This is a genomic window from Burkholderia sp. AU33803, from assembly GCF_002223095.1.
Taxonomy (GTDB): domain Bacteria; phylum Pseudomonadota; class Gammaproteobacteria; order Burkholderiales; family Burkholderiaceae; genus Burkholderia.
This window is the reverse complement of the sequence record NZ_NKFJ01000007.1, coordinates 110,031-136,687: the sequence shown is the minus strand read 5'-3', so window position 1 is coordinate 136,687 and position 26,657 is coordinate 110,031. Positions and strand designations below refer to the sequence as shown.

General features: G+C 67.2%; 25 protein-coding genes. 4 read left to right on the top strand and 21 right to left on the bottom strand.

What is annotated here, in order from left to right:
• Positions 1–123: 123 nt before the first annotated feature.
• Entirely contained in the window at positions 124–1,191 is a 1,068-nt protein-coding gene (locus CFB41_RS30190; protein WP_179250249.1) for a zinc ribbon domain-containing protein, read from the bottom strand.
• A 158-nt stretch (positions 1,192–1,349) separates the two neighbouring features.
• Positions 1,350–2,144, bottom strand: a complete 795-nt coding sequence (locus CFB41_RS30185; RefSeq protein WP_089459127.1) for an aminoglycoside phosphotransferase family protein — start codon at positions 2,142–2,144, stop codon at positions 1,350–1,352.
• Between the two features lie 237 nt (positions 2,145–2,381).
• Between CFB41_RS30185 and CFB41_RS30180 the strand changes: the two genes are divergently transcribed.
• Positions 2,382–4,511 carry a penicillin-binding protein 1A gene (locus tag CFB41_RS30180; RefSeq protein WP_089459126.1) on the top strand — a complete coding sequence of 710 codons (2,130 nt, stop codon included), beginning with the start codon at positions 2,382–2,384 and terminating at the stop codon, positions 4,509–4,511.
• 8 nt (positions 4,512–4,519) lie between these two features.
• The gene (locus CFB41_RS30175; protein ID WP_089441489.1) at positions 4,520–5,131 is read left to right on the top strand and encodes a trimeric intracellular cation channel family protein; all 612 of its coding nucleotides are present in this window, start codon (positions 4,520–4,522) and stop codon (positions 5,129–5,131) included.
• An 85-nt stretch (positions 5,132–5,216) separates the two neighbouring features.
• Here CFB41_RS30175 and CFB41_RS30170 read toward each other — a convergent pair whose 3' ends face one another.
• From CFB41_RS30170 to CFB41_RS30125, 10 genes are all read right to left on the bottom strand, one after another.
• On the bottom strand, positions 5,217–5,603 hold the full coding sequence (locus tag CFB41_RS30170) for a VOC family protein (RefSeq protein ID WP_089459125.1): 387 nt from the start codon (positions 5,601–5,603) through the stop codon (positions 5,217–5,219).
• 107 nt (positions 5,604–5,710) lie between these two features.
• Positions 5,711–6,532: a heme ABC transporter ATP-binding protein gene (locus CFB41_RS30165; protein ID WP_089459124.1), complete on the bottom strand. Its 822-nt coding sequence runs from the start codon at positions 6,530–6,532 to the stop codon at positions 5,711–5,713.
• Positions 6,533–6,551: 19 nt separating this feature from the next.
• The gene (locus CFB41_RS30160; RefSeq protein ID WP_089459123.1) at positions 6,552–7,640 is read right to left on the bottom strand and encodes an iron ABC transporter permease; all 1,089 of its coding nucleotides are present in this window, start codon (positions 7,638–7,640) and stop codon (positions 6,552–6,554) included.
• Between the two features lie 15 nt (positions 7,641–7,655).
• Positions 7,656–8,573, bottom strand: coding sequence for a hemin ABC transporter substrate-binding protein (locus CFB41_RS30155; protein ID WP_089459122.1), 918 nt, complete (start codon positions 8,571–8,573; stop codon positions 7,656–7,658).
• The gene (locus CFB41_RS30150; RefSeq protein WP_089459121.1) at positions 8,570–9,661 is read right to left on the bottom strand and encodes a hemin-degrading factor; all 1,092 of its coding nucleotides are present in this window, start codon (positions 9,659–9,661) and stop codon (positions 8,570–8,572) included. Before CFB41_RS30150 ends, CFB41_RS30155 begins: the two co-directional genes overlap by 4 nt.
• Before the next feature lie 49 nt (positions 9,662–9,710).
• Positions 9,711–11,978 carry a TonB-dependent hemoglobin/transferrin/lactoferrin family receptor gene (locus CFB41_RS30145; protein ID WP_089459120.1) on the bottom strand — a complete coding sequence of 756 codons (2,268 nt, stop codon included), beginning with the start codon at positions 11,976–11,978 and terminating at the stop codon, positions 9,711–9,713.
• A 235-nt stretch (positions 11,979–12,213) separates the two neighbouring features.
• Complete coding sequence (locus tag CFB41_RS30140) at positions 12,214–12,441, bottom strand: hypothetical protein (protein ID WP_039350095.1); 228 nt, start codon at positions 12,439–12,441, stop codon at positions 12,214–12,216.
• A 200-nt stretch (positions 12,442–12,641) separates the two neighbouring features.
• Complete coding sequence (locus tag CFB41_RS30135; RefSeq protein ID WP_089459119.1) at positions 12,642–13,025, bottom strand: DUF6232 family protein; 384 nt, start codon at positions 13,023–13,025, stop codon at positions 12,642–12,644.
• A gap of 124 nt (positions 13,026–13,149) precedes the next feature.
• Positions 13,150–13,410 carry a DUF2866 domain-containing protein gene (locus CFB41_RS30130; protein ID WP_011353838.1) on the bottom strand — a complete coding sequence of 87 codons (261 nt, stop codon included), beginning with the start codon at positions 13,408–13,410 and terminating at the stop codon, positions 13,150–13,152.
• Between the two features lie 212 nt (positions 13,411–13,622).
• Complete coding sequence (locus CFB41_RS30125; protein ID WP_089441497.1) at positions 13,623–14,780, bottom strand: porin; 1,158 nt, start codon at positions 14,778–14,780, stop codon at positions 13,623–13,625.
• Between the two features lie 308 nt (positions 14,781–15,088).
• On the opposite strand from CFB41_RS30125, the gene CFB41_RS30120 reads away from it, so the two are divergent.
• Positions 15,089–15,895, top strand: coding sequence for a MetQ/NlpA family ABC transporter substrate-binding protein (locus CFB41_RS30120; protein WP_089459118.1), 807 nt, complete (start codon positions 15,089–15,091; stop codon positions 15,893–15,895).
• A 133-nt stretch (positions 15,896–16,028) separates the two neighbouring features.
• On the opposite strand, the gene CFB41_RS30115 is transcribed toward CFB41_RS30120, so the two are convergent.
• From CFB41_RS30115 to CFB41_RS30090, 6 genes are all read right to left on the bottom strand, one after another.
• A complete protein-coding gene (locus tag CFB41_RS30115; protein ID WP_089459117.1) occupies positions 16,029–17,144 on the bottom strand; it encodes a succinylglutamate desuccinylase/aspartoacylase family protein in 1,116 nt (371 codons plus the stop codon).
• 225 nt (positions 17,145–17,369) lie between these two features.
• Positions 17,370–18,152, bottom strand: a complete 783-nt coding sequence (locus CFB41_RS30110) for an ABC transporter substrate-binding protein (protein WP_089459116.1) — start codon at positions 18,150–18,152, stop codon at positions 17,370–17,372.
• A 226-nt stretch (positions 18,153–18,378) separates the two neighbouring features.
• Positions 18,379–19,299 carry a LysR family transcriptional regulator gene (locus CFB41_RS30105; protein ID WP_179250246.1) on the bottom strand — a complete coding sequence of 307 codons (921 nt, stop codon included), beginning with the start codon at positions 19,297–19,299 and terminating at the stop codon, positions 18,379–18,381.
• A 221-nt stretch (positions 19,300–19,520) separates the two neighbouring features.
• Positions 19,521–20,114 carry a hypothetical protein gene (locus CFB41_RS30100; RefSeq protein ID WP_089459115.1) on the bottom strand — a complete coding sequence of 198 codons (594 nt, stop codon included), beginning with the start codon at positions 20,112–20,114 and terminating at the stop codon, positions 19,521–19,523.
• Between the two features lie 214 nt (positions 20,115–20,328).
• Complete coding sequence (locus tag CFB41_RS30095) at positions 20,329–21,717, bottom strand: NCS2 family permease (RefSeq protein WP_089459114.1); 1,389 nt, start codon at positions 21,715–21,717, stop codon at positions 20,329–20,331.
• Between the two features lie 528 nt (positions 21,718–22,245).
• Positions 22,246–22,878 carry a TetR family transcriptional regulator gene (locus tag CFB41_RS30090; protein WP_256941289.1) on the bottom strand — a complete coding sequence of 211 codons (633 nt, stop codon included), beginning with the start codon at positions 22,876–22,878 and terminating at the stop codon, positions 22,246–22,248.
• Between the two features lie 93 nt (positions 22,879–22,971).
• Between CFB41_RS30090 and CFB41_RS30085 the strand changes: the two genes are divergently transcribed.
• Positions 22,972–23,637 carry an O-methyltransferase gene (locus CFB41_RS30085; RefSeq protein WP_089459112.1) on the top strand — a complete coding sequence of 222 codons (666 nt, stop codon included), beginning with the start codon at positions 22,972–22,974 and terminating at the stop codon, positions 23,635–23,637.
• A 119-nt stretch (positions 23,638–23,756) separates the two neighbouring features.
• On the opposite strand, the gene CFB41_RS30080 is transcribed toward CFB41_RS30085, so the two are convergent.
• The 3 genes from CFB41_RS30080 to dkgB form a co-directional block, all read right to left on the bottom strand.
• The gene (locus CFB41_RS30080) at positions 23,757–24,293 is read right to left on the bottom strand and encodes a DUF3455 domain-containing protein (protein ID WP_089459111.1); all 537 of its coding nucleotides are present in this window, start codon (positions 24,291–24,293) and stop codon (positions 23,757–23,759) included.
• Between the two features lie 284 nt (positions 24,294–24,577).
• Positions 24,578–25,693 carry an alkene reductase gene (locus tag CFB41_RS30075; protein WP_089459110.1) on the bottom strand — a complete coding sequence of 372 codons (1,116 nt, stop codon included), beginning with the start codon at positions 25,691–25,693 and terminating at the stop codon, positions 24,578–24,580.
• A gap of 71 nt (positions 25,694–25,764) precedes the next feature.
• Complete coding sequence (gene dkgB / locus CFB41_RS30070) at positions 25,765–26,571, bottom strand: 2,5-didehydrogluconate reductase DkgB (RefSeq protein ID WP_089459109.1); 807 nt, start codon at positions 26,569–26,571, stop codon at positions 25,765–25,767.
• Positions 26,572–26,657 lie beyond the last annotated feature (86 nt).

Below are 26,657 nucleotides of genomic sequence, written 5' to 3'. Positions count from 1 at the left end.
AGGGGGCCGTTTGACGCCCCGTTTCCGACGGTCGGGTGGGCGCGGTTCCAACGGCAGGTATCGCCTGCGGATTCAATCCGGCATCGACGGAATCCAGCCAGTGCGTGTTGCGAACACAGACCGTCAGTCGGATGCCGCTGGCGACTCACTGCCCTGCGTAGTGCCACACTGATGGCAATGCGGAAAGAAGAAGAAATTCCGGCCACCGCATCCGCATACGTTGAAGAGCCGCAATCCGCAATGCACGCAGAACGTGGAGTCGTCGCCGCCGAGATTCCATTGTTTGTCGCATGACGGGCAGCGCTTTTTTTCGAGTGAGCGAACGGCCTTTTCGTATCCGATCGTGCGCGCACGTTCTCCCTGATCCTGCTGCAATTCGAGCCGCTTACGTTCGGCATAGCGCTGAAAGGCCTTCATCATGTAAAGGCCGGCGAACACCGTGAGCGCAATGCCGACCAGGACCCGGACATAGCCGCCGAAATTCGGCAAGTACGGAACCAGTTCGATGAAAAACGCGCTCAGTGAAAACAGGCCGAAGCCATACACGAAAGGCCAGTAGCGCATCTTGCGATAGCGCACGAACAACCAGATCGCGATCAGCAGAATCGGCAGCGTGAGCGCAAGCCGCAGTCCGAACACCTGCAACTCGTAATGCCGGTCCGCTTTTTCGAAGCGCTGTTGGGCTGCCGCGTCCGCGTCGGCGATTTGCGTGTCGACTTGAGTCTGCTGCGACGCCAGGGTCCGTTGCTGGTCGCCGATCGCATCGATCTGATGCTGCCAGTTGACGACCACGGCCTGGAGCGAATCCAGCTTGCGAGTTCTCGCCAGAATGTCCGGATCCCTCGCGCCGTCTCCCGTCACCGAGCGGGTTGCCAGCCAGTTGCGGAAACTTTCCTTCTCGGCCGCGTACTCCTTCGCGGCACGTCCGCGTGCCACCTCCATTGCGTCGGCCTTTTCGGCAAGCGTGTCGTGCCGTGCCTGCAGATCGCGCCGGGCTGCATCCAGCCGCGCCTTCAATGGCGCATCCGCGAATTGCTCGACGACGGGCGGCCCGCCACTCGGAGCGAAGGCCATGTCGCGAATCACGAGACTGCCGAGCATGTTCAGAAAGACAGCGAAGATGATCGCAATTACCCACGACGCGAGCCGCAGGAGACGTGCCGGACTGGTCAGGCCGTCGCTGGAAGTCATCATTGTTTTGCCTTTGTTGGAATGGTTATATAAGCGGGGTTGATTGTCGACGATTCTCGCACCCTTGTCGAACGTCCCCTTTTGGCCCGGAGCCGTCGGTTTTTCCCACGCTCCCCGGAAATTCGCGACGAACCTGTTTTCACGGGCGATGCGTATTGCTATAGACCGAGCGCAGCCGCCGCGAGCGTCGCGACCTGCAGCCGTGTATCGGGCGACAGCCCGTCCTCGATCTGCCACACCGCCGACAAACCCGACCACGCGAGAATCCACTGCAGCAGCCGGCGCCTGTCGAGCTTCGCCGCATCGGCCACGAGCGTAACGCGCCGCTCGAACCGCACCGGATCGACCGCAACGTCGTGCGACGGATTGCAGAACAGGTTCGCATAGTCGAACGTGCGATCGCCGCGCAGCCCTTTCGGGTCGATCGCGCGCCAGCCGCGATCGCCGAAATGGAGGATGTTGCCGTGATGGATGTCGCCGTGCAGGACGACGTCATCGGCGGGCGGCCCGGCGAGCAGCTGGCGCGCGACCGTTCCCGAGCAACGAAGCACGACACTGGCTGAAGCGTCAGACAGCAGCGCCTGAAACCAGTCATGCAGCGCCACGACCGAAGGCGGCTCCGAAGCACGATACGCATGCAGCCTGGCGACGACATCGCACGCGATGCGCATCGCATCGTCGTCATGCCCCGATGCCGAAAAACCCGCCAGCGTCGGTTCCGGCTGCGCCCGTTCGAGCAGGACCGCATCGCCGTCGTGCAGCCACACCTGTGCGGCGCCTTGCCCGTTCCACCAGGTCATCAACGCATTACCGCGACGCTCTTCGTCGCAGGTAGCGACTTTCAACATCGCCGGCCGCGATTGCCAGACGACCGGCAACAGGCCGCCGCTTGCGGTCAGGATCGGGCCGCCGTCGGGAACGAGGCCCCACAGGCCAAGGTATCGATCGAACATCACACGATGCTACCGCCGAACCGGATCGCGCGCAGCACGGTTCATCCAACGATGCGTCACGCGGTCGCAGATACGACGTGAACGACCCCGCCCCACTTTCCTAAATAAAATTTAGCCAGCCAAACTTTGGCTAAAGAATGTTCCGGTTTCGCGCCATCCCTTCGACAATGCGCGCCTTTCGTGACGGTCGGCGTCTCTTGAACGCAGCCCGTCGCAGCATCGAAGAAGGAGCCCGACATGACCGACCACACCGCATCCCCGCCGCCGCCATCGGCGCCACCGCCACGCCGCCGCCGCGTGTGGCGCACGCTTGCGGGCGCCCTGCTCGGCCTGACGGTCGCCTGCGCGGGCATCGGCGCATGGACGATCCAGCGCATCTGGACGCAGTTGCCGTCCGTCGAGCACCTCGCCGTCTATCGTCCCGCGCTGCCGCTGCGGATCTTCTCGCGCGACGGCGACCTGCTGGCCGAATACGGAGTCGAGCGGCGCGAGTTCGTGCCGCTCGAACGCATCCCGCCGCTGATGCGGCAGGCGCTGCTCGCGGCCGAGGACGCGAAGTTCTACCAGCACGGCGCGGTCGATTTCAACGGCCTCGCGCGCGCGACGTTCGCGAACGTCGTGACGGGGCAGCCGGGGCAGGGCGGCAGCACGATCACGATGCAGGTCGCGCGCAACTTCTACCTGACGCGCGACAAGGTGCTGAGCCGCAAGCTCGCCGAGATCCTGATGGCGACCAAGCTCGAACGCGAATACAGCAAGGACAAGCTGCTCGAGCTGTACATGAACGAGATCTACCTGGGCGAGCGGGCCTATGGTTTCGCGGCGGCCGCGAACGTGTATTTCGGCAAGCCGCTCGACGCGCTGAGCGCGGGCGAGGCGGCCGTGCTCGCGGGGCTGCCGAAGGCGCCGTCCGCGTTCAACCCGGTCGTCAATCCGGTACGTGCGACCGCGCGCCGCAACTACGTGCTCGGCCGCATGCATGCGCTCGGCCAGCTCGACGACGCGACGTATCACGCGGCCGTCGCCGCACCGATCGCGCTGGCCACCACGCCGCCGCCGGGGATCATCGCGGCGCCGTACGTCGCCGAGCGCGCGCGCCGGATGATGGTCGAGCGCTTTCATGACGATGCCTATACGCTCGGCCTCGACGTGACGACGACGATCTCGATGAGTGACCAGCGAGCGGCCGAATCGTCGCTCGCACGCACGCTGAGCCGCCAGCCGCGCGCGAAACGCGATGCGCGCAACGGGCTCGAGGGCGCACTGGTGTCGCTCGACGCGGCAACGGGCGACATGCTCGCGCTCGTCGGCGGCGCGGACTTCAACCGCAACGTGTTCGACCATGCGCTGCAGGCGTATCGCCAGCCGGGGTCGAGCTTCAAGCCGTTCGTCTATTCGGCGGCGCTGGAAAAGGGCTACTTCCCGGGCGTGCTCGTCGACGATACGCAGCGCACGCTCACGCATGAGGAAACCGGCGCACGGCCATGGCGCCCGCGCAATTTCGCCAACAACTACGAGGGCTTCATTCCGGTGCGGCGCGGGCTCATGCGCTCGAAGAACCTGGTGGCGGTCAGCCTGATGCAGGCCACCGACGCGCGCTACGTGCAGCAGCACGCGGTGCACTTCGGCTTCGACGCGCAGCGCAATCCGGCGTCGCTGCCGCTCGCGCTCGGCGCGGGCGCCGTGACGCCGCTCGAACTGGCGAGCGCGTACAGCGTGTTCGCGAACGGCGGCACGCGGATGGAGCCGCGCCTGATCCTGTCGGTGAAGCAGCGTCACGGCGGTGCGATGTACGAGGCGACGGCGCCGTCGGGTGAGCGCGTGGTATCGGCGCGCAATGCGTTCGTGATGGACAGCATGCTGCGCGATGTCGTGAAGTCCGGCACCGCGCGCGGCGCGCTCGCGCTGCGCCGCGACGACGCGGCCGGCAAGACGGGCACGTCGAACGGGTCGAAGGATGTGTGGTTCGCCGGGTATTCGTCGGGGGTCGTCGCGGTCGCATGGCTCGGCTACGACACGCCGCGCCCGATGGGGCGTGCGACCGGCGCGTCGCTCGCGCTGCCGGTCTGGCTCGACTACATGAAGATGGCCGTCGACGGGCGTACGCCGGTCGAGGCAACGCCGCCGCAGGACGTCGCGCTCGTCGACGGCGACTTCGTCTACGCCGAATACACGCGCGGTACGTGCACGGCCGACGTGCCGTCCTACATCCGCAGCCGCTTCGCATGCGGCGGGGCGGCAGCGGCGGCGGTGGCTGGTGCGTCCGACGTGCGGGGCGACAACGGCAAGCCCATCGAATCGACACCTGCCGCGGTCGATGCGGCCGAGCGCGAGCGCGTGCTCGATCTGTTCCGCACGGATGACTGACGCGCACCATGCATACGCTTTATCTGATTGCAATCGTCGCGGAAGCGATGTCGGGGGCGCTGATGGGCATGCGCCGCGGGATGGACCGCTTCGGGCTCGCACTCGTCGGCGCGGTGACGGCGCTCGGCGGCGGCACCGTGCGCGACGTGCTGCTCGGCCACTATCCGCTCGGCTGGATCGCGCATCCCGAGTACCTGGTGATCACGCTGGTCGCGGCAACCGTCGCGTCATGGGCCGCACGGCATGTCACGCGAATGAAGACGCTGTTCGTCACCGTCGATGCGATCGGCCTCGCGGCGTTCACGATCATCGGCTGCGACGTCGGCGCGTCGACCGGCACCGCGCCGATCATCGTCGTGCTGGCCGGCGCGATCACGGGCGTCTGCGGCGGGATGCTGCGCGACCTGCTGTGCAACGAGATGCCGCTGATCCTGCGCGAGGAACTGTATGCGAGCGTCGCATTCGTCACGGGCGGGCTCTATGTCGGGATGCAGCATCTCGGCGTCGATGCGGGCTTCGCGACGGTCGTCGCGCTGGCGGCCGGCTTCTCGATGCGGATGCTCGCCGTGCGGCTCGGCTGGAAGATGCGGACGTTCGGCGCGGCGGATCTCGAGCATTGAGCGGGGCGGCGCGCCGTTCGCGCGGCGCTGGGCGACGGCGATGCCGGCCGGGGCGTTTGAGTGAACGCCTCGGCCGAACGGAACGTCAGTCGGCCTGCATCACCTGGAAGACATTGCCTTCCGGATCGATGCCGTCGTACATCGTGTACGCGAACCCGTCGTAGCGCTTGAGATCGCGCACCGTCACGCCGCTGCCGGCCAGTCGATTGCGATGTGCGGCGATGTCCTGGCCGATCGAGAACACGAACTTCACGTGGCTGGTTTCCGCGCGCGCTTCCGTGTGAGCCGCCACCGCGTGGCGGAACGCCGGGCCGGCGAGATGCAGCGCAAGCTCGATGGCGCCTGCGCCGAGCACGACCCACTCGTGTTCGATTTCCTCGATGACGGGTAAATCGAAATACCGTTGGTAGAACGTCTTCAGTGTTGCGACGTCCTGGACATACAGGATGATGCGGGTCATCGGAAGTGGCACGTGGGTCTCCTTGAAGGGAATGCGCGAAGCGCGAATGACGCGTCGTAAAAGTCGTTGCTATCGATCATGCGATGACATCGCGCGGCGCAATGCGCACGCCACACGCGCTACGCCGGCACCATCACCGGCGGCGCACCATCCCCGGTTTCCACCATCTTCACCGCGAATCCGTAGCACCGCGCGATATGCGCCGGCGTCATCACGTCGCGCGGCGTGCCGTGCGCGACGATCGTGCCGTCGGCGAGCATCGCGATCGTATCCGCATGCCGCGCGGCGAGGTTCGGATCGTGCACGATCGCGAGCACGCCTAGCTGCCATTCGCGTGCCACGGCGCGTACGGTTTCGAGCAGGCGGTGCTGATGCGACAGATCGAGTGCGGCGGTCGGCTCGTCGAGCAGCAGGTAGCGCGGGCCGCTTTCCATCGCATCGTCGTCCGGCCACAGCTGCGCGAGCACGCGGGCGAACTGCACGCGCGCGAGTTCGCCGCCCGACAGCGTCGTGACGTCGCGGCCGACGAGCGCCTCGGCGCCCGCGCGTTCGAGCGCCCACCACGCGATGTCGCGATCGCGATGCGACGTCGCGCCGCTGCGCCGCGCATGCGGATAGCGGCCGAGCAGCACGATTTCGTCGACGCTGAACGGGAACGCCGGCTGCGCGGCCTGCGGCAGCACCGCGCGCAGGCACGCGAGCCGCGGTGCGTCGATGCGTGCGAGCGGTTCGCCGTTCAGCGTGATGTCGCCGGTCACGCGCACGCCGTTCGGCGCGGCGCCGCCGGTGAGTTCGCCGGCGAAGGTCTTCAGCAGCGTGCTCTTGCCCGCGCCGTTGCGGCCGAGCAGCGCGGTCACGCGGCCAGGTTCGATCGACAGCGACAGGTCGCGCAGGATCGCGTTGTGTCGACGGGCGACGTCGAGGTGATGGGCGGTCAGCATGATCGTCGTGAAAGAAGGGTTAGCCGCCGAGCGCGCCGCGGCTCTTCCACAGCAGCGCGAGAAAGAACGGTGCGCCGAGCAGCGCGGTCAGCACGCCGAGCGGAATTTCGGCGGGCGCGGCAACGGTGCGCGCGGCGAGATCGGCGGCGAGCGTCAGCAGCGCGCCGAGCAGCGCGGCGCCCGGCAGCACGACGCGCTGGTCGGGGCCGCACGCGAGCCGCACGCAATGCGGCGCGACGAGCCCGATGAAGCCGATGATGCCCGCGCACGATACCAGCGCGCCGACCGCGAGCGCGACCGCGACGAGCACGCGCCGCTTCAGCCGCTGCACGGGCACGCCGAGGTGCAGCGCCTCGGTTTCGCCGAGCTGCAACGCGTTCAGCGCGTCGCGTTCACGCGCGAGCATTACACCGCCGATCGCAACGCACGGCGCGACGGCCGCCAGCGCCGACCATTGCGCGCCGCCGAGGCTGCCGAGGCTCCAGAAGGTCAGCGAGCGCAATTGCGCGTCGTCGGCGACGAACGTGAGGAGCCCGATCGCCGCGCCGACCAGCGCGTTGATCGCGATGCCGGCGAGCAGCAGCAGCGGCAGCGCGAGCCGGCCGCGCGACGCGGCAAGCCGGTAGACGAGCGCGGCGACCGCGAGCGCGCCTGCAAACGCGGCGATGGGCAGCGCGGCCGCGCTCACGTGCGCGGCAAAGAGTGCGGGGCCGATCACGATCATCGTCGTCGCGCCGAGCGCGGCGCCGCTCGACACGCCGACGAGCCCCGGGTCGGCGAGCGGGTTGCGGAACAGCGCCTGCATCGCGGCGCCGGTTGCGCCGAAGCCGCCGCCGACCAGCAATGCGAGCGCGACGCGTGGCGCGCGGATGTCGAACAGCACCGCGCGCGCCTGCTGCGCGGCCGCATCGCCGGTCAGCGCGGCCCAGGCTTCCGCGAGCGGAATGCGATAGGCACCGACGCACAGCGCGACGACGGACATCGCGCACACGAGGCAGGCGAGCGCGGCCAGCGCGAACGGCGCGAAACGGCGTGACGTGCCGATGCGCGCGGCACCGGCGCTTGACGCTGGCGACGATGCGGGGAAAGGCGAAGCGTGAGCGGGCATCGGGGCAGTCCGGAATCAGGCGAGCGCATCCGACAGGCGTCGGTGCAGGGTCGTGACGGCGAGCGGCAGGCGCGGGCCGAAGCCGAGCAGGAACAGCGCGTCGAGCGCCACCACACGCTGCGCGCGGCCGGCCGGCGTCGCGCCGAAGCCGGGTGTCGCGAGCAGCGCGGCGCGGCCGCCGACGGCCGCGAGCCCTTCGTCTGAGATCAGCACGATGTCGGGCGCAGCGGCGGCCAGCGCTTCGGTCGTCAGCGGCTTGTAGTGATCGAAGCCCTGCATCGCGTTGCGCGCGCCCGCGTAGCGGATCATCGCGTCGGCGGCCGTGCGCTGGCCGGCGACGAGCGCCTGGTTGCCGGTATGGTTCAGCACGAACAGCACGCGCGGCGGCTGCGCGCCGCCGGGCGCACGGACGGCGACCGCCTCGCGCGCGGCCTGCCAGTCGCGGTCGAAACGTTGCAGCAGCGCGGTGCCCGCGTCGCGCACGTCGAGCGCCTGCGCGCCGCCGGTGATCTTCGCGCGCACCGATTCGACGTCGTGGCGTTCATCGAACGTCGTGACGGCAACGCCGGCGTGCTTGACTTGCGCGATCGCGGTGGGCGGGCCGGCTTCCGCCGACGCGAGCACGAGATCGGGCCGCAGCGACAGCAGCCCCTCGGCCGACAGCGCGCGCTGGTAGCCGACCTTCGGCAGCCGCTTCGCGGCGTCGGGGTACGTGCAGGTCGTGTCGGCGCCGACGAGCCGGTAGCGCGGCGTTTCCGCGCCGCCGAGCGCGAACGCGGTTTCCGCGAGCGCACCGCCGATCACGACCACGCGTTTCGGCGCGGCCTGCGCACCCTGGGCGAGCACGCTGCCGGGCAGCGCGCCCGCGAGCGCGCCGGCCGCCGCGCTCGCCAGCACCGCGCGGCGGCGCGGATCGAACGGTCGCGCGCTCACCGCGCGCCTCCGCGTGCCGCGGCCGGCAGCGTCGCGACGAGCGCACGCCAGTCGTCGCGTTCCACCTTGCCGGGCTTGCGTTCGCCGAACAGCAGCGCGACGTGGTCGCCTTGCCGATCGAACAGCTCGAGCGACGTGACGATGCCGTCGCTCGTCGGCTTCTTCACGACCCACGCGGCGGCGATCAGGTCCTCGCGCACATGCAGGTTGAAGCCCGGATCGAGCACGTTGATCCAGGCGCCGACCTCGCGTACGTTCGCGACGGGGCCCGTATGGATCTGGATCATCCCGGCATTGCCGACGAACACCATGATCGGCTGGCCGCTTTCCGCCGCCTGCTGAAGCACGTGACGCAGCGCATGCGCGGTTTCGACCGGATACGCGTATTGCGGATCGGCGAGCCGCAGCGCCTGCATGCGGCTCACGCCGAAGCGTTGCGTGATGCCGAAGAACTGATGCGTGTCGGTCATCGCGTCCCACGCGGCGCGGAAACCCGCGACGTCGATCTCGGAGTCGGCGCGCTCGGGCGTTTTCGGCGCGGCGGGCGCGACCTCGAGGCCCGGCTCCTGCGACGGCGCACGCCAGCGCTCGACGAACGCGTCGTACGCGGCGTGGTCGCTGTGCGCGCGCAGGTAGACCTTGTGAATCGCATGACCCTGCGCGTCGAAGAACTGCAGGCTCTTCAGCGGGCCGTGCGCGGTCTCGTCGCGCACCGCGAACGCCGATACCCAGTGACGATAGAAGATGCGCAGGTCGATATCGCCGAGCGCGAGCCCGACGGGGCCATCGTGGCTCATCTGCGCGTATTCGCCATCCTTTTCGTGGACGGCCGTGTCGTTGCGCGTGAGCGCCATCACGCGGCCGAGGCGCGGCATTTCCTCGAACATCGCCGGAAAGCGCGCGTCGAGCCGCACCACGTGCTCGCCGACGAACGCGGCGAGCGCCTCGCCTTCGCTGATGCCGAGCGCCTGCGCGACGTCGCGGTTGCGCAACTGGCGCTCGGTCTTGAGCTTGATGAACGCGTCGCGCAGTGCAGCGGCTGCGCGGGCCGGCGTGGCCGGTTGACCGGGAAGGGCGGATTGCATCATGTCGGACTCCTTCAAGTAACGGTTGGGGTGGCAGCGCGGGCGGCGCGCATCAGAAATCCACTTTCATGCTGACGGCGACCGTGCGACCGGACGACGTATACGCGTCGAGCACCTGCGAATCGGCGGCGATGCCGCGCACGTCCGACCAGTTCCAGTACTTGCGGTCGAACAGGTTGCGGATGCCGATCGTCGCGCTCACGTGCTTGTTGAAGCGATAGCCGCCGCGCAGGTCGACGACGAACGACGACGGCGGCGAGAAGCACGCCTTGTTCGAGCAGTCGGACTTGTCGATGTCCTTGTCGCGTTTCGCGGCCTGGAACAGCAGGTCGGTCTGCACGTACCAGCGCTCGGTCGGCTCGTAGCGCACGCCGAACACGGCCGAGAACGGGTTGACGGTGTTCAGCGGCTGGCTGGCCGCGCCGTCGTTCTGCGTCGAGCCCTTCGTGAACGCCATCGCCGTCTTCAGCGTGATGCCGTTCGGCATCACCCACTCGGCGCGGCCTTCGAGGCCGTGAATGCGCGCGTCGGCGAAGTTCACGTACTGGAACACGAACGGGTCGGTTGGCCGGCCGCTGCCGGCGATCGTCGTGCGCGAGATGAAGTTGCGGTAGCGGCCCGTGAAGGCGGCGGCGCTGTAGCGCACGACGCCGTAGCCGGTGCCGGCCTTGCCGCGCAAGCCCGCTTCGAACGTGTCGCTCGTCTCCGGCTTCAGGTTCGGATTGCCGATCGACGTGTAGCCGTACACCGGGTTCGAGAAGCTGCTGTTCACCTGGTCGGGCGTCGGCGCGCGGAAGCCGTGCGCGTACTGCACGTACGGGATGACCGCGGGCGTGATCTCGTAGAGCACGGCGACGCGCGGCGACAGTTCGTTCGCGCTCGTCGACACGGCCTTGCCCGTGAACAACGGATCGTTCTCGGTCGGGCTCAGCCGGTACGTGTCGAAGCGCAGGCCCGGCGTGACGAGCAGGCGGCCGTAGCCGATCTGGTCCTGCACGAACGCGCCGAACAGCGTGTAGTCGGTGTCGGGGAACGCCTTGTTCGGGAATGCCTCGCCGACGCCCGGCACCGTGCCGTCGCGCAGGTTCGTCACGCGCGACACGCTGCCGTCGACGCCGTAAAGCAGCTTGTGCGCGAACGGGCCGGTCGCGAAGCCGCTTTCGGCGAACGCGGAGCCGCCGAACGTGCGTTCCTTGTACTGGTTGTCGCGCGAACGCGAAGCCGCCCGGCCGCGCGTCTCGAACGCGTACTGGTCCTGCTTCGCGTCCTGGTAGTAGAACTGCACGTGCGCGGTCTGGAACCAGCGGAACGCATCGTCGCGGAAATCGTAGTCGACGCTGAAGCGGTTGCGCTCGAGCCGGTCGTAGGTCGTGAGGCCGAGCGTGGTTGGCGGGCTGATCGCCGACAGCACGTCGGTGCTCACGCGGCGCTGCACCGTTTCGGCGGCGAACTTGATCGTGTCGCGCGTGGTCGGTGTCAGCACGAGCTTGCCGAGCAGCGATTCCGAATAGACGTCCTGCGGGTTCGACGTGGTGCGCAGCGTGCTCGCCGAGTTGTTGCTGCCGCGCGTGTCGACCTCGTGGCCACGCCGGCCGTCGGCGATGATCATCCCCTGCACGCGATCGTTGCCGCCCGCGGCCGACACGGTCGCGCCGACGCTGCGGTCGGCCGAGTCGTAGCTCGGCCGGAACGAGAAGTAATAGGGCTTGTTGTAGATCGACAGCAGGTCGCGCGGGTCCTTCGTGATGAAGTTCACCGCGCCGGTCAGGCCGTCGCTGCCGTACAGCGCCGACGCCGGCCCGCGCAGGATCTCGATGCGCTTGAGCGTGTCGAGATCGGCGTAGTCGCCGCGCCCCGCTTCGAGCGGCCCGAACGAAAACGCGTTCGGCAGGCGGATGCCGTCTTCCATCAGCAGCACGCGATTGCCCTCGAGGCCGCGGATGTTGATGCTCGAATCGCCGTCGCGGCCGCCGCCGAGCGCGGCGTTGCCGGGCCGGTACGCGGTGCGGCGCACGGTGACGCCCGGCTCGTAGCGCAGCGCGTCCTTGATGTTGGTGGCCTGCTGTTCTTCCAGATCCTCGTCGGTGATCACCGACACGGACGCTGCCGTGCGGCTCGTGGCCGTGGCGGTGCGGTTGGCCGTGACGGTGACGGGATCGAGCAGCGCCGCGTCGCCGCGCGTGGACGCGGCGACGAGGAGGGTGGCAGGCGGGTTGGCGCCTTGCGGCGTCGAATCGGCGTGAGCCGTGGCGGCGGACAGGCCGAACGCGCCGAACAGCGCGGCACAGATCGGCCGCCGCGCCAGCGTATAGCAATGCACAGGTGGTCTCCCATTGATGATGACAAGCCCGAAGGCTGGCTGGGTGACGCGTTCACCTGGCTGGCCCGCCCGCGCACGGAAGGCGGCGAGCGGCGAATTGAAAGGCAACTGATAACTTTACCAGTGTAAATGAGAATTATTATCAATACAAGAACGGAAAGCGGCTCGCGTGGGTGAGCGCTTACCTGCGCGGCTCGGGCGAGCCACGGCGGGAAATTCGGGAAAAACGCAGGCCCTAGGCCAGCGCTTCGATGCGAATCAGCAGGTTGCGCGCATGCGTGATGAACGCGTCATGCGTCGCGCGATCGCCGTGGCCTTCGAGGCCGGCCTGCTCGGCGAACGCGATCTGTTCGGTGTAGAGGTCGACGAGCGCTCGGCGTGTGTCAGGGGGAAGCGCGCGGATCATCGACACGATCAGCAGTTCCTGCGCGCGAAGCGTGCCGGACAGCGTCTGGACGTTCATGCTGGCCTCCATCGGACAATGCGGCGGCGAGCCGCTCTTTCCATACTAGGCGGTCGGCGGTCGCCGCGCAGGCGCGGTGTGGGCGACGGGGAGGCGGAATGCGATTCGACGGGGCAATCGACGCTGCCGTCGCGCGACGCGAAACGCGCCACGCGTGGCCGGCGCACCGCGAATCGAAACGTGCAGGGAAGCGAACGGAATCAGCCGGCGGCTTTCGCGGCCTGCGCATCGCGCACGACCTGCGCGACGCGTTCGACGAACTCGACGTCGACGCTCGACAGCGCTTCGCGCTTGCCGTCGGGCATCTCGACCATCAGGCGATACGTGACGTCCTGGGTGGCCCAGGCGAGATAGCCGACGACGACGAGCATCACGCCGACGACGAGCGCGGCGCTCGATCCGGCGATGCCGCCTGCGACGGCGACGGCCGCGCCGATCAGCGAGATCAGCGACGGCACGAGGCGGTTCTTCGGAATCTTGACGACGTCGACCTGGCGGATGTCACGGAGTGCGAATACCTGCCCGGCGGCCGACAGGCCGTTGCGCGTGATCATCACGCCGCGTTCGTTGAATGCGTTTTCCATCGTGTGTTGCGTGGACGAAAACGCGCAGCGTAGCAGGTTTCGTTGCGGCATCAAACGAGACCGACTGCCGCACGATGCGTGCGGCGCGGCTGACACCAGGGAAGCGGATGAAGCAGGAAGGCGCTCAGAACTGCAGGCGGCCGTCGCCGTAAAGCCTGCCCGGCACGTGCGAGGCGACGACCTCGGCGATCTCTTCGTCGGTCGATTCGGCCGGCACGATCTGGCGCCGCGCGGGCGCGTCGAGATGCATCGTCCATTCGACGAGGCGATACGGCCGGCCCCACGGGCGCTGCATTTCGACCGATACGCGGCAGCTCTGGACCGGCATCGAGTGTTGGCACGTCAGAATCGCGTGCAGATGGCTGAAAACGGTATCTTCGATCATCATGGCCTCCGATCCTGTCTTGTCTTGTGGGCAATCGATGGCGGCGCCGTCGGCGGTTCAAAAAAAAAGCCGCCGATGTTCAGGCGGCCAACAGGGGGGGTGAGAGCATCCTCTCAGCCCAGAATTAAGCGAAACTTAAAAGCCCATAAAAAAGCGCCCCGCGTGGAGCGGGGCGCTTCTTGCCGTCGTGATCCGCGAGTTAAGCGGATGCTTTAGAACTTGTGACGGATACCGATACGTGCGGCGATCTGGTTCTTCGAACCCGTGCCCGACGTATTGAAGTAGCTCGTGCTCGAGCCGATCTGCGCTTGCACGCCCTTGCCCGACGCTTGCTGGTACACGACCAGGCCGTACACGTCCGTACGCTTGCTGAGTGCGTAGTCGGCGATACCGTTGACCTGGTTCCAGTGCCACGAGTTGCCGCTCTGCGTCGCGTTCGTGTACGTGTAGCCGAGGCCGCCCGACAGCGCCGGCGTGAACGCGTACTTCGCGCCTGCTTCATACGCGTTGTAGAACGTGCCGCCCGCGCCCGACACGGTCGAGAACTGCGTACGCGTCCACAGCAGCCATGCCGTTGCCGGGCCCCAGACGTAACGGCCACCGACGCCGTACGTGCGCAGGTCGCGGACGTTGCCCGTTGCGATATTCGCGATCGTCGTCGAGAAAGCCGGCGTCGACTGGCTCGGGAAGCGGATGTCCGTGTACGCTGCGCCGACCGAGACCGGGCCGTTCGCGTAGTTCAGGCCGAAGCTGTATGCGCGCGACGAGCCTGCCGTCGTCGTCGTGCCCGTCGTCGTCGCCGGTGCGCCTGCGAAGTCCGTCGAGTTCGAGAAGCCGTACAACGCGCCGAACGTGAAGCCCGAGTAGTTCGCGCTCTGGAACTTCACGGCGTTGTTGATGCGGCTCGACGTGAGCTGGTCGAGGTCGTTCACGTGGTACGCGTAGTTACCCGCGACCGTGTTGCCGCCCGTCGAGTAGTTCGAGCCGAGGATGTCCGTCGAGAACGAGTACTGGCGGCCGAACGTGACCGTGCCGTATTGCGACTGGCTCAGGCCGACGTAAGCCTGGCGGCCGAAGATCGCGCCGCCCTGGCCGAGCGTGCCGTTACCGCTGTTGAAGCCGTTTTCGAGCACGAAGATCGCCTTCAGGCCGCCACCGAGGTCTTCGGTGCCGCGCAGGCCCCAACGGCTGCCCTGGGCAACGCCGTCGTCGTACTTGAACAGCTTGCCCGTACCGCCGTTGGCGGTCTTGCTGTGGTTCACGTAGCTGATACCGGCATCGATGACGCCGTACAGGGTCACGCTGCTTTGTGCGTGTGCGGTGCCGGCCGTTGCTGCCAGAACGGCGATGGTCAACAGTTTCTTGTTCAAAGGATTCTCCGAGCGAATAAATGGCGTGTCCAGTTGCGGTTCCGGCGCTCTCTATGGGCGCTTTCACGGACCGGCGGCAACTTTATCGAGGGGCCACGTAATGAATATGACAGCGACTGTCATATGAAGAATCTGTGGCGTCGATGCGACACCGAATTCTGCCCGGTTGTATAGTCGGTGGTTATACCGATTCAGACTGAGATTCGTCCGAAATCAGGAATATGTACATGAAATAAGCTTGGTTGGCGGCGTTCCGGCCCCATGCCACGATCCGTGTTCCAACAAACGACACGGGACAAGAGGTCACCATGCGACGTTCATTCCTGACCGGCCTCGGCGCACTTGCCGCCGCGCTGGCATTCGCGGCGCCCGGCGCCCACGCCGACTCCCAAACGCTGAAAATCGGCACGATGAGCGGCCCCGACGCGCAGATCTGGACCGAGGTGACGAAGGTCGCCGCGCGCGAAGGTCTCGCGATCAAGGTCATCGAATTCAACGACTACGTGCAGCCGAACGCGGCGCTCGATGCCGGCGATCTCGACGCGAACGGCTTCCAGCACCAGCCGTTCCTCGACAGCCAGATCAAGCAGCGCGGCTACAAGATCGTCAACGTCGGGCTCACGTACACGGCGCCCATGGGTTTCTACTCGAAGAAGATCAAGTCGCTGAAGGACTTGCCGGTGGGCGCGAAGGTCGGGATCCAGAACGATCCGTCGAACGGCAACCGCGCGCTGTTGCTGCTGCAGAAGTACGGGGTGATCAAGCTGAAGCCGGGCGTCGGCGCGAACGGCGTGAATGCGACGCCGCTCGACATCGCCGAGAACCCGAAGAAGATCAAGATCGTCGAGCTCGATTCCGCGCAGCTGCCGCGCGCGCTGCCCGACGTCGATGCCGCGTCGATCAACACCGACTACGCGGTGAAGGCCGGGCTTACGCCGGTGAAGGATGCGATCGCGATCGAGGATCTGCGCGGGCCGTACGCGAACCTGATCGCGGTGCGCGCACAGGACAAGGACAAGCCGTGGGTGAAGAAGCTCGTCGCGGCCTATGAATCGGACGACGTGCGCAAGTTCATCGACCAGAAGTTCGGCGGCGCGATCATCCCGGCGTTCTGAACGTTTTCACGTACCGGATGGCCGAAGATCGACGATCCGGAAAGCCAATCGCCCGCGCAAGCGGGCGATTTCGTTGGTGCGGGCGGGTATGCGCGATACGTGCGCGCCGTGCTCCGGCGCGCACACCGGCCGCTCAGGCCGACAGCAGCGAACCCGTGCGGATCGCGGTCGCGCCGGCAATCCGCGCGACTTCCATGCCGGCCGTCGCGAAGCGTACGATCTGGCGCGCGTACAGCACGCCCGACACGCTGCTCTTCAGCGTGACGACGCGATCGGTCAGCGGATCGACGATGTCGGCCACGGCCTGGCCGGCCTCGATCATCACGCCCACCGGCGTCCGGAACACGATCACGCCCGACACCGGCGCGACGAGCGGATCGGTGCCCGCGAGCGGCGTGGCCGGATGCGCGAGCGGCGGCAGCGGCGCCGGCGTGCCGTCGACGATCCCGCGCTCGGTCAGGTATTCGACGATCGCCTGTGCGTCCTTTTCGGCGAACTCGTACGACACGTCGCGCTCGCTGCGCAGTTCGATCGTGACGGAAATCGCGCCGTTCGGGATCGGGAAGCGGTCGCCGAAGCGGCTGCGCAGATCCGACCAGCAGAAGCTGTGGATCTCGTCGAACGGGTTGCCGACCGAATTCAGCGCGAGCAGCGACGCCTGCGCGTCGAGGTAGCGCGACAGCGGCTCGACGTCCGGCCACAGATCGGGATTCGTGTAGAGGTGCATCACCGCATCGCTGTCGCAGTGCAGGTCGAGCACGATGTCGGCGTCGAACGACAGCTTCTGCAGCGCGAGGCGCTGCGAGTCGAGCTCGGTGCGCGGCTTCTGCTCGTCGAGCGCTTCGCGCATCGCGGCGCGCACGGCGACGAGGTTGTGCTGCGCGTCGTTCGTGAGGCGGTGTTCGACGCGCGGCAGCACGAGCGCCGCGAGATCGTAGAAATTGCGGTTGAAGTTCTGCATCGAGCCGAGCTCGAAGCGGCCGAGGTGATCGCCGAACACGTGTTGCGACAGGCCGATCGGGTTCGGCACCGGCACGATGACGACTTCGCCGCGCAGCTTGCCGGCCGTCTCGAGCGCGGCGATCTTGCGGCGCAGCAGCGTGGCGACCAGCATGCCGGGCAGTTCGTCCGCGTGCAGCGACGACTGGATATAGACCTTCTTGCCGCCGCGCGGGCCGTAGTGAAAGCTCGTGATCTGGCGTTCGGTACCGACGGCGGGGGAAATCAGCGGATGGGTCTGCGTTTGCATGATGGGGGAGTGCGGCGCAGCCGCGAATGATCCGGTGTGCGTGGAAGATCGATTGTACGTTGCCTTCCTCGCCGCCATCAAACCGGCGCCAGAACACGCCGTTTCCCTTTGAGAATCATCAGGTTGGGGCGGAAAAAATAACGCTGCCGGCACGGCCCGCGCAAAAAAACGGGCTCCTTGCGGAGCCCGTTCGTGCCGAGGCGAAGCGTATGCTTGCCGGGCGGATTACTTGCCGTAGACGTCGAAATCGAAGTACTTCTTCGCGATCTTGTCGTACGTGCCGTCCTTGCGCATGCCGGCGATTGCGCCGTCGATCTTCGCCTTCAGGTCGGTGTCTTCCTTGCGCAGGCCGATGCCGGCGCCGTTGCCGAGCGTCTTCGGATCGTCGATGTCCTTGCCGGCGAAATCGAAGTTCGCGCCGCGCGGGGTCTTCAGGAAGCCGATTTCAGCTTGCACCGCGTCCTGCAGCGCGCCGTCCAGACGGCCCGAGATCAGGTCGGCGTAGACCTGGTCCTGGTTCTGGTAAGGCACGACGTTCACGCCCTTCGACGCCCAGTACGTCTTCGCATAGGTTTCCTGGATCGTGCCCTGCTCGACGCCGACCGACTTGCCCTTCAGCGATTCGGCCGTCGGCTGCAGGTTCGCGCCCTTCTTCGTGACGAGGCGCGTCGGCGTGTTGAACAGCTTCGCCGAGAAGGCGATCTGTTCCTGACGCGCCGGCGTCATCGACATCGACGACAGCACGCCGTCGAACTTGCGGGCCTTCAGCGCGGGAATCATCCCGTCGAAGTCGTTTTCGATCCAAACGCACTTCGCGTTCATGCGGCGGCAGATTTCGTTGCCGAGGTCGACGTCGAAACCCACAACCTTGCCGTCGGCGCCTTTCGATTCGAAAGGCGGGTAGCTTGCGTCGACGCCGAACCGCACGGTCGTCCAGTCCTTCGCATACGCGGTGCCTGCCGATACGGCGAGCAGGGCTACGGTCACAGCCGCAAGAATCTTTTTCACTCGGTGACTCCTCGTTTTGTTCGATGGGTGCGCGGTTGTGCCGCGCCGTAAGCCTTCGGCCCGGCGCGGCTTCGCGTCGGACAGTCCGTTTCGCCCGCCCGATGGGGGCGCGCGACGTGCGGAAGATTATCAAGACAAAATACCGGCGGGGCGCCTAGGACAAGCCCCGATACCGGGCCCGGCGGCGGCGCATGAGGGGCGACGCCGTTTCAGACACAGGAACGATTCAGCCGAGCGTTTCGTTGACCGCGCGCTGCAGGCACGTGACGAATTGCGTGACGGCGGGCGTGGGCAGCAGGTCGCGCCGCGCGATGATCGACAGGTCGAAGCGCGGCATGGTTTCGTCGAGTTCGGCCGTGCGGATGCCCAGCGGCGCGACCATCGCGGCGAGCGGGCGCGTGAAGCAGCCGATCACGTCCGAGCGCGCGACGAGCCCGAGCGTCACCGCGAACGACATCGGCGAGCGCAGCAAACGTTTGGGCAGCGGCAGCCCGTGCGCCTCGAACATCCCGACCATCACACTGTGCGGAAACTGCTCGGCGCCGACGGTGACGATCCACTCGGCATCGAGCAAATCCTCTAACCGGCGCGCCTGCGCAAGCGGGTGGCCTTCGCGCATCACGACGGTGAATTCGGTCGACAGCAGCGGCAATTGCGTGAAATCGCGGTCGAGCGCGGGCACGTGGTGCATCGCAGCGATGTCGAGCGTGCCGTTGCGCAACTGCGCGAGCGCGTCGGGCACCGTCACTTCCTCGAGATGCAGGCTCACGTTCGGCATCGACTGGCGGAACGCCGTCACCGCGTGCGGCAGCGCGGTGAGCGCGATCGACGGCATCGTGCCGACCGCCACGCGCCCCGACATCTCGCCTTTCACCTGCTCGACGGCCTCGACCGTGCGGCGGATATCGCCGAGCAGTTGCTCGGCGCGCGGCAGCAGCGCATGGCCGCACGCGGTCAGCTCGACGCCGCGCACGCTGCGCGCGAGCAGTTCCGCGTTGAGCGCCGTTTCGAGTTCGCGGATCGTGTGCGTGACCGCGGGCTGCGTGACGCCGAGTTCGCGCGCGGCGGCGCGCAGGCTCTTGTGATGCGCGGCGGAGACGAACGCCTGGAGCTGCGCGAGGTTCAGGGGGTTGCGGATGCGGGTCATCGATCGGGTCCGGTTGGCGCGATGCTGTGGCGGGCGATGGGTTGAAGCGGAATTTGATGGCAATCCTGACGGTTGCGTGCGCATGGGTTTACGGCGCCGTGGCTCGGGCAGGCGGCAGGTGCGGTCGAGGCCGCGACGGCGCTCGTCGCCGGGTTGGTCGTGATCAAGCCGTGTTGATGCGGATAGCCTGCACGTGCCGCAATGGCAGGTGCGGCGACGCCCTACGCCAGCGCCATTTCGACAGCCGTCAGCGTCCGGCGTCGAATCCAGCCGCTCGCCATCCGGATCGCGAGCCAGTACGGCATGAACAGCAGCCGCGTGCGGGCGGTCGGGCAATGCACGAAGGTTTCGGTGCGCAGCAGGTGCGCACCCGACGCGAGCCCGACGACTTCGAAGCGGAGCACCAGCTTCGCATCGCGCGGATCGCCGTGCCGCACGAACGCCGCCGCGTCGGCGATCTTCAGCACGCCGAGGTCCGGGCGCCAGAAGCGGCCGACGAGGCCGAGCGACAGCGACGTTTCGTCGCGATGCAGCGGCGTGAACGCATGGAGGCCGAAGCGTTCTCGTTCGACGCGTGTGGCGCCGGAGCGCAGCGATGCGGCAACGGCTGCCGGGAATTCGCGGACGTTGAGCAGCGCGTCGACGATCGGATCCGTGCGCATGTCGAGCGTGGCGACCGTGTCGATGATGCGCGCCGGCGCGGCATCGATCGGCTTCGATTCGTGCACTTCGTGGAAGCCGAACGACGGGATGAACGGCGGCTTGCGCGCCGACGTCCGGGTGCTCGATTCGGAGACGATGCCGAGCGCGTTCATGGGGGCTCCCGAAGGCAAAGCCCGATCGTAGCACCGGGGGCGGATTCACGCCGCACCGTTTCCGCGATGCGCGCCGCACTGCGCCCCATCAACAAAAAAAGCCCGGAAACTTGCGTTCCCAGGCTCGGAGACCATCAACGATGATGGTGGAGGAGACGATGTCGTCCCGATGCGCGCCGTCCTTCTGCCGGCGACGTCGCGCACGATTCGCTGATCAGATCGCCCAGCCGCCGAGATAGAACGTGACGAGCACGGCCGCGATGAGCACGGTGCCGACGTTGAGCTTGCGGAATTCGCCGCTGGCGATGCGGCCGATCACGAGCGTCGAGAAGCCGAGCATGATGCCCGTCACGATGTTCGCGGTCAGCACGATGAACACCGCGCACACGAGGCCCGACATCGCGTCGACCATGTCGTCCATGTGCAGCTTGCTCACGCTGCCGAGCATCAGCAGGCCGACGTACATCAGCGCCGGTGCGGTGGCGTACGACGGCACGAGGCCCGCGAGCGGCGAGAAGAACATCACGACGAGGAACAGCAGGCCGACCACGGCGGCCGCGAGGCCCGTCTTCGCGCCGGCGGCCACGCCGACGCTCGACTCGATGTAGGCTGCCGCCGGCGCACCGCCGAGGAAGCCGGAGAAGATCGAGCTGAGCGAATCGGCGGTCAGCGCACGGCCGCCGTTGATGATGCGGCCGTTCTCGTCGAGCTGGCCGGCCTGGCCCGCGACCGCGCGGATCGTGCCGGTCGCGTCGAACACGGCGGTCATCACCAGCGCCAGCACGCTCGGCAGCACGGCCATCGACAGCGCGCCCTTGATGTCCATCGCGCCGATCAGCGACGCATGGCCGGGTGCGCTCAGCGACGGCAGTGCGAAGATGCCGTGGTATTTCACGCTCGGATCGAAGATCAGGCCGAAGATCGAGATCGCGATCACGACGAGCAGGATGCCGCCCGGCACGCGACGCTTCTCGAGGCCGAAAATCGCGGCGAGGCCGATGATCGACATGATGACCGGGAACGCGGTGATCTGGCCGAGCGAGACCGGCAGGCCGGCGCCCGGGTTCTTGATCACGAGGCCCACGTCGTTCGAGGCGATCAGCAGCAGGAACAGGCCGATGCCGATCCCGGTGCCGTGCGCGACGCCCGCGGGCAGGTTGCGCAGGATCCACGAACGCACGCCGGTGACCGAGATGCCGGTAAACACGAGGCCCATCAGGAACACGGCGCCGAGCGCGACCGTCGGCGACAGCCCCTTGCCGAGCACGAGGCCGAACGCGGTGAACGCTGTCAGCGAGATCGCGCAGCCGATCGCGATCGGCAGCTTCGCCCACAGGCCCATCAGCAGCGAACCGAACGCGGTCGTGAGGCACACCGCGACGAACACGGCGCTCGTGTCGAAGCCGGCCTTGCCGAACATGCCGGGGACGACGAACACGGAATAGACCATCGCGAGGAAGGTCGTGACGCCGGCGATGATCTCGCGGCGCTGCGTGCTGCCGCGCGACGAAATGTCGAAGTACCGGTCGATGACTCCCTTGGTGCCAAAGTCAGTTTCTTCCGCGCCGACGCCGACCGTCGGCTGCACCGGGGTATCACTCATGAGCTTGCTCCTTTATCAGCATGCTGAAACGGCCCGTAGCGAACCGTCGTCAGGGTGTCTCGTATCTAGTTGGGATTGTCGGCAACGTCGTGGGGACGAATGACGCGTGATCCGTGTCATTACGTGCGAATCGAAACGATCGCGTGGGTGTCGCGTCGTGCGACGCGTTGTGGGCTCGACCCCGTCACGTGTGCTTTGCCGTAGCGAAGGTTAGGCGAACCGCCCATCACGTCCCATTGGGGGAAGAGCATGCAGCGCATGTCTCAGCGCTTATATCGGCGTGCAACGGGGCTCCGTCGCGTCGACACACGTGTATACGCCTAGTTCGAATCCGTTAAGGCGATTATTTGAATGCAGGGTCGACGGGCAAAGGGGAAGCGGGGGATGCATCGAAAATTACAAATGTCTTTCATGGTGGCCGGGCAGGCCGGTGGAAGCAGGGGCGGTGACGGGACGCGCCGCCGCGCGCAACCTGCATTCGGACGATGGCACTGTCGCGCCGAGGCGATTTTCGTCGTCGCCCCGGCCTCAATTGTGCGCGAGATGGTCGAGATAGGCGCGGAACATGTCGGCCATCGCGTTCGAATACGCGTCGATTTCATCGGGCGAGCGCTCGCTTTCCGAAAACGCCTTGCCGGCCGCGGTGAGCGTGGTGACGATCAGGTCGCAGGCCAGTTCGCGCGTGGCGTCTGGTGCATCGGGCAGCGCCTCGCGCATGAACGTCTGGAAGATGCGGTTGCCGGCCGCCTTCGCTTCGTGCGCCTCCGGTGCGTTGCGATAGAGCGGCGCGGCGTCGTCGAGTGCGATGCGCATCCGCGCCTCGTCGCATTCCGAACGGATGAATGCGTGAACGGCCGTGCGCAGCCGCTCGGGCGGCGTGCGGTTCACGTCCTCCAGCATCCCGCGCAGCATCTCGGCCGTCTGTCGCCACTCGTCATGCTGCAGCCGGAACAGCACGGCCGCCTTGTTCGGGAAGTACTGATACAGCGAGCCGACGCTCACGCCGGCGCGCTCGGCGACGCGCGCCATCGTGAAGCGCTGCGCGCCTTCGGTCGCCAAAACCTGAACAGCGGCCTGCAGGACGGCCTCGACGAGCTGGGTCGAGCGAGCCTGCCGAGGCTGCTTGCGCGTGGCAATCCGGGCGTTCGAGCGGTCGGTCATGCGTGGCTGGCCAATGCGAATAGTAAAACCTGAATAGTTCGTCATATTCTAGCCAGGTGCACCGACGCACTCAACCTGAACCCGGAGATACGCATGACCACCCTGACGCTCGACCCGCTGGCCTCGCTGCTGGCACGCCTGTTCGACGAAGCCGACGCGTCGTCGCCCGCGACGAGCCCGGACTTCGCCAGCCTGTCGCGCGACGAGCAAGCGCGGCTGATGCGCAGCAAGACCGACTACACCGACTTGTATGCGCGCCTGAAGGACTATCCGCTCGCGGTGTCGCGCGAGACCGGCACGCTGCTGTACATGCTTGCGCGCAGCGGCGGCGCGCGGTCGATCGTCGAATTCGGGACGTCGTTCGGCATTTCGACGCTGCATCTCGCGGCCGCGCTGCGCGACAACGGCGGCGGGCGGCTGATCACCAGCGAATTCGAGCCGTCGAAGGTCGTGCGGGCGCGGGCGAACCTGGCGGAGGCCGGGCTGGCCGATCTCGTGGAGATTCGCGAGGGCGATGCGCTGCGCACGCTGGCTGCCGATCTGCCGGATTCGGTCGACCTGCTGTTGCTCGACGGTGCGAAGGCGTTGTATCCCGAGGTGCTTGCTCTTGTCGAACAGCGGTTGCGGCCCGGCGCGTTCGTCGTTGCCGACAATGCCGATTTCAGCCCCGACTATCTCGCTTACGTGCGCGTACCGGAGAACGGTTATTTGTCGGTACCGTTCGGCGGCGATGTCGAGTTGTCGATGCGGATCGGCTGAGCTTCGCAGTACCTGATGACGGCAGGCATCCTTTCATCAAAAATAGGATAACTGATCAATGTGATACGAGAGGATGCCGCCGCTGCGACGGCACCCGGTGCTTCGGGCGCCGCCATGCGTTACTTCAGGAACACGTAGCGCGCGAAATACGGGAAGCGGCCGACCGCATGCTCGGTCGAACACGCTGCATCCGGCGGCATGCCGCCCGCGGTATCGAGCCGCTGCACGAAGCGCACGCCGGTGAGCGTGCCGGCCGCGGCCTTCGCGTCCGTTGCGGCCGGCGTCGCGGCGAGCAGGAGTTGCGGAATGCTGCCCGGGCGTGCGCTCGGCGCTTCCGCGAGTTTTTTGCCGGTGATGCGGCTGCCGTCGAGCGCCTCCCATGACGGCCCGGTGCCGTGCCGGACGACGAGCGTGCCGCTCGCGTCGAACAGCATCGCTTCCGGGTGCTGGAACACCCATGCGAGCTTGTGTCCGGCATCGTAGTCGCACGTGTAGACCTGTAAGCCAGCCGCGGTCGTCGACAGCACGGGCGTGGCCGGCTGGGGCGGCGCGAGGCCGGCGGCGTCGTCGGCGCGGGCGGACGACGCGCAGAAGGCGAGTGCAACGCAGGCCGCGGCGGCCGGCAGCATGGGGCGTTTCGGGAAGCGGCTTCGCATGGCGAGGCATCCTTTCGGGGCGGGTGACGGGTATTCGTCGACGAACCCGTCAACGCTAGACGCTAATTGCACCGGCTGCAATGCGCAAATGACAATCTTGGCGATAGCCCTTGCGATTACGCGCGGCCCGGGACGCGCGGCCGCTGGTTGACGCGGCCGCGCCTGCCCGATTCAACCTCAATCCGGGCCAACCGGCGTCGGTGCCTGCGCGGCCGCGAACGGCAGGATCGCGGCGAGCGCGAGCTGGGCGAGCGTTGCTTTCATGTGTGGCCCCAGCGGGTGCGTCAGGCCGCGGCTTGTGCCAGCGTCGGATAGTCGGTCAGCCCGCGCTCGCCGCCGCCGAACAGCGTGTTGCGGTCGTGCGGTGTGAGCGCGGCACCGGTGCGCAACCGCTCGGGCAGGTCGGGGTTCGCGACGAACGGGCGGCCGAACGCGACGAGGTCGGCCCAGCCGGCGGCGATCGCTTCGCGGGCGCGCTCGGCGGTGTACGCGCCGGCGTAGATCAGCACGCCCGGGAACGCGGCGCGCAGTTGCCGCTTGAATTCGACCGGCATCAACGGCGCGTCGTCCCAGTCGGCTTCCGCGATGTGCAGGTAGCCGACGCCGAGTTCGCCGAGCAGCTTTGCAGCGGCGAGGTAGGTCGTTTCCGGATCGTCGTCGACGCAACCGTTCAGCGTCGTCAGCGGCGCGAGGCGGATGCCGACGCGCGATGCGTCGCCCGTGCCTTCGATCAGCGCCTGCGTGACTTCGCGCAGGAAGCGCAGCCGGTTTTCGAGCGAACCACCGTACGCATCGGTGCGCGTGTTCGCATTCGAGTCGATGAACTGGTTCACGAGATAGCCGTTCGCGCCGTGCAGCTCGACGCCGTCGAAGCCGGCCTCGATCGCGTGGCGCGCGGCGGCGCGGTATTGATCGACGATCTCGCGGATCTCGTCGAGCGTCAGCGCGCGCGGCTCGGACGCCTGCACGAAGCCCGGCGTGCTGCCGTCTTCACCGGCGATGAACACGTTCACGCCTGTCGCCTGGAGCGGCGACGACGACACCGGCTGCCGGCCACCGAGCAGGCTCGTGTGGCTCAGCCGGCCGACGTGCCACAGCTGCGCGAAGATCCGGCCGTGCGCCGCATGCACGGCGTCCGTCACCTTGCGCCAGCCGGCGACCTGCGACGGCGTGTGAATGCCGGGCGTCCACGCGTAGCCCTTGCCGAGCGGCGCGATATAGGTGCCTTCGCTGATGATCAGGCCCGCGCTTGCGCGCTGCGCGTAATACGCGGCCATCAGTTCGTTGGCTTCGTCGCCGGGCTGGCTGGCGCGCGAGCGCGTCATCGGCGGCATCACGATGCGGTTCGGCAGCGTCAGCGCGCCGAGTTGCAGCGGTTGGAAAAGCGGGTCCTGGGTCATGGTGTTGATGTCCTGTCGGTGCCGCGGCCTGCGGGCCGCGGCGAATCCAATGCGAGTGGCGGGTGGCGTGTTCAGTCCCACGTCGGCGCGAGGCCGGCCGGGTCGACTTCGCGGCCGTTGCGTTCGAGCGCGGCGATCTGCGCCATGTCTTCGTCGGTCAGGCGCAGCGTCTGCGCGAGCAGGTTGCTCGCGAGGTTCTCGCGCTTCGTCGACGACGGGATCACCGAGTAGCCGAGCTGCAACGCCCATGCGAGCGCGACCTGCGCGGGCGTCGCGTCGTGACGCCGCGCGATCGCGCCGATCACCGGATCACCGAGCACCTTGCCGTACGCGAGCGTCATGTACGACGTCACGTGGATGCCTTCGGCGTTCAGGAATTCGACGAGCTTGCGGTTCTGCAGGTACGGGCTCAGCTCGATCTGGTTCGTCGCGATCGCGTCCTTGCCGACGGCTGCGATCGCTTCCTTCGTCAGGGCGATGTTGAAGTTCGAGATGCCGATCCGGCGCGTGAGGCCCTGCGCCTTCGCATCGGCGAGCGCGGTCATGAACGTGTCGAGTGCGACGCCGTTGTCGGGGGCCGGCCAGTGGATCAGCGTCAGGTCGACGTGGTCGGTGCGCAGCTTGCGCAGGCTCTCCTCGAGGCTCGGCACGAGCTTGTCCGGCGCGTAGTGGTCGACCCAGATCTTGGTCGTGAGGAACAGGTCGTCGCGGCGCACGCCCGACGCGGCGATCGCTTCGCCGACTTCGGCTTCGTTGCCGTAGATCTGCGCGGTGTCGATCGCGCGGTAGCCGACTTCGAGGCCGTTGCGCACCGAGTCGATGACCGTCTGGCCTTGCAGGCGGAACGTACCGAGGCCGAATGCGGGAATCTTGCTCATCAGGTACTCCTGGGAAAGTGGAACGGGTTTGCCATGGAAGTCATTCTGGCGTGTTGGATTGGTGAGATAAACGCCGTTGCCGGTCA

Coding starts and splice junctions, on each gene's coding strand:
- CFB41_RS30190 (WP_179250249.1), bottom strand. CDS start 1,191: ATGACTTCCAGCGACGGCCTGACCAGTCCGGCACGTCTCCTGCGGCTC.
- CFB41_RS30185 (WP_089459127.1), bottom strand. CDS start 2,144: ATGTTCGATCGATACCTTGGCCTGTGGGGCCTCGTTCCCGACGGCGGC.
- CFB41_RS30180 (WP_089459126.1), top strand. CDS start 2,382: ATGACCGACCACACCGCATCCCCGCCGCCGCCATCGGCGCCACCGCCA.
- CFB41_RS30175 (WP_089441489.1), top strand. CDS start 4,520: ATGCATACGCTTTATCTGATTGCAATCGTCGCGGAAGCGATGTCGGGG.
- CFB41_RS30165 (WP_089459124.1), bottom strand. CDS start 6,532: ATGCTGACCGCCCATCACCTCGACGTCGCCCGTCGACACAACGCGATC.
- CFB41_RS30160 (WP_089459123.1), bottom strand. CDS start 7,640: ATGCCCGCTCACGCTTCGCCTTTCCCCGCATCGTCGCCAGCGTCAAGC.
- CFB41_RS30150 (WP_089459121.1), bottom strand. CDS start 9,661: ATGATGCAATCCGCCCTTCCCGGTCAACCGGCCACGCCGGCCCGCGCA.
- CFB41_RS30140 (WP_039350095.1), bottom strand. CDS start 12,441: ATGAACGTCCAGACGCTGTCCGGCACGCTTCGCGCGCAGGAACTGCTG.
- CFB41_RS30135 (WP_089459119.1), bottom strand. CDS start 13,025: ATGGAAAACGCATTCAACGAACGCGGCGTGATGATCACGCGCAACGGC.
- CFB41_RS30130 (WP_011353838.1), bottom strand. CDS start 13,410: ATGATCGAAGATACCGTTTTCAGCCATCTGCACGCGATTCTGACGTGC.
- CFB41_RS30120 (WP_089459118.1), top strand. CDS start 15,089: ATGCGACGTTCATTCCTGACCGGCCTCGGCGCACTTGCCGCCGCGCTG.
- CFB41_RS30115 (WP_089459117.1), bottom strand. CDS start 17,144: ATGCAAACGCAGACCCATCCGCTGATTTCCCCCGCCGTCGGTACCGAA.
- CFB41_RS30105 (WP_179250246.1), bottom strand. CDS start 19,299: ATGACCCGCATCCGCAACCCCCTGAACCTCGCGCAGCTCCAGGCGTTC.
- CFB41_RS30100 (WP_089459115.1), bottom strand. CDS start 20,114: ATGAACGCGCTCGGCATCGTCTCCGAATCGAGCACCCGGACGTCGGCG.
- CFB41_RS30095 (WP_089459114.1), bottom strand. CDS start 21,717: ATGAGTGATACCCCGGTGCAGCCGACGGTCGGCGTCGGCGCGGAAGAA.
- CFB41_RS30090 (WP_256941289.1), bottom strand. CDS start 22,878: ATGACCGACCGCTCGAACGCCCGGATTGCCACGCGCAAGCAGCCTCGG.
- CFB41_RS30085 (WP_089459112.1), top strand. CDS start 22,972: ATGACCACCCTGACGCTCGACCCGCTGGCCTCGCTGCTGGCACGCCTG.
- CFB41_RS30080 (WP_089459111.1), bottom strand. CDS start 24,293: ATGCGAAGCCGCTTCCCGAAACGCCCCATGCTGCCGGCCGCCGCGGCC.
- CFB41_RS30075 (WP_089459110.1), bottom strand. CDS start 25,693: ATGACCCAGGACCCGCTTTTCCAACCGCTGCAACTCGGCGCGCTGACG.
- dkgB (WP_089459109.1), bottom strand. CDS start 26,571: ATGAGCAAGATTCCCGCATTCGGCCTCGGTACGTTCCGCCTGCAAGGC.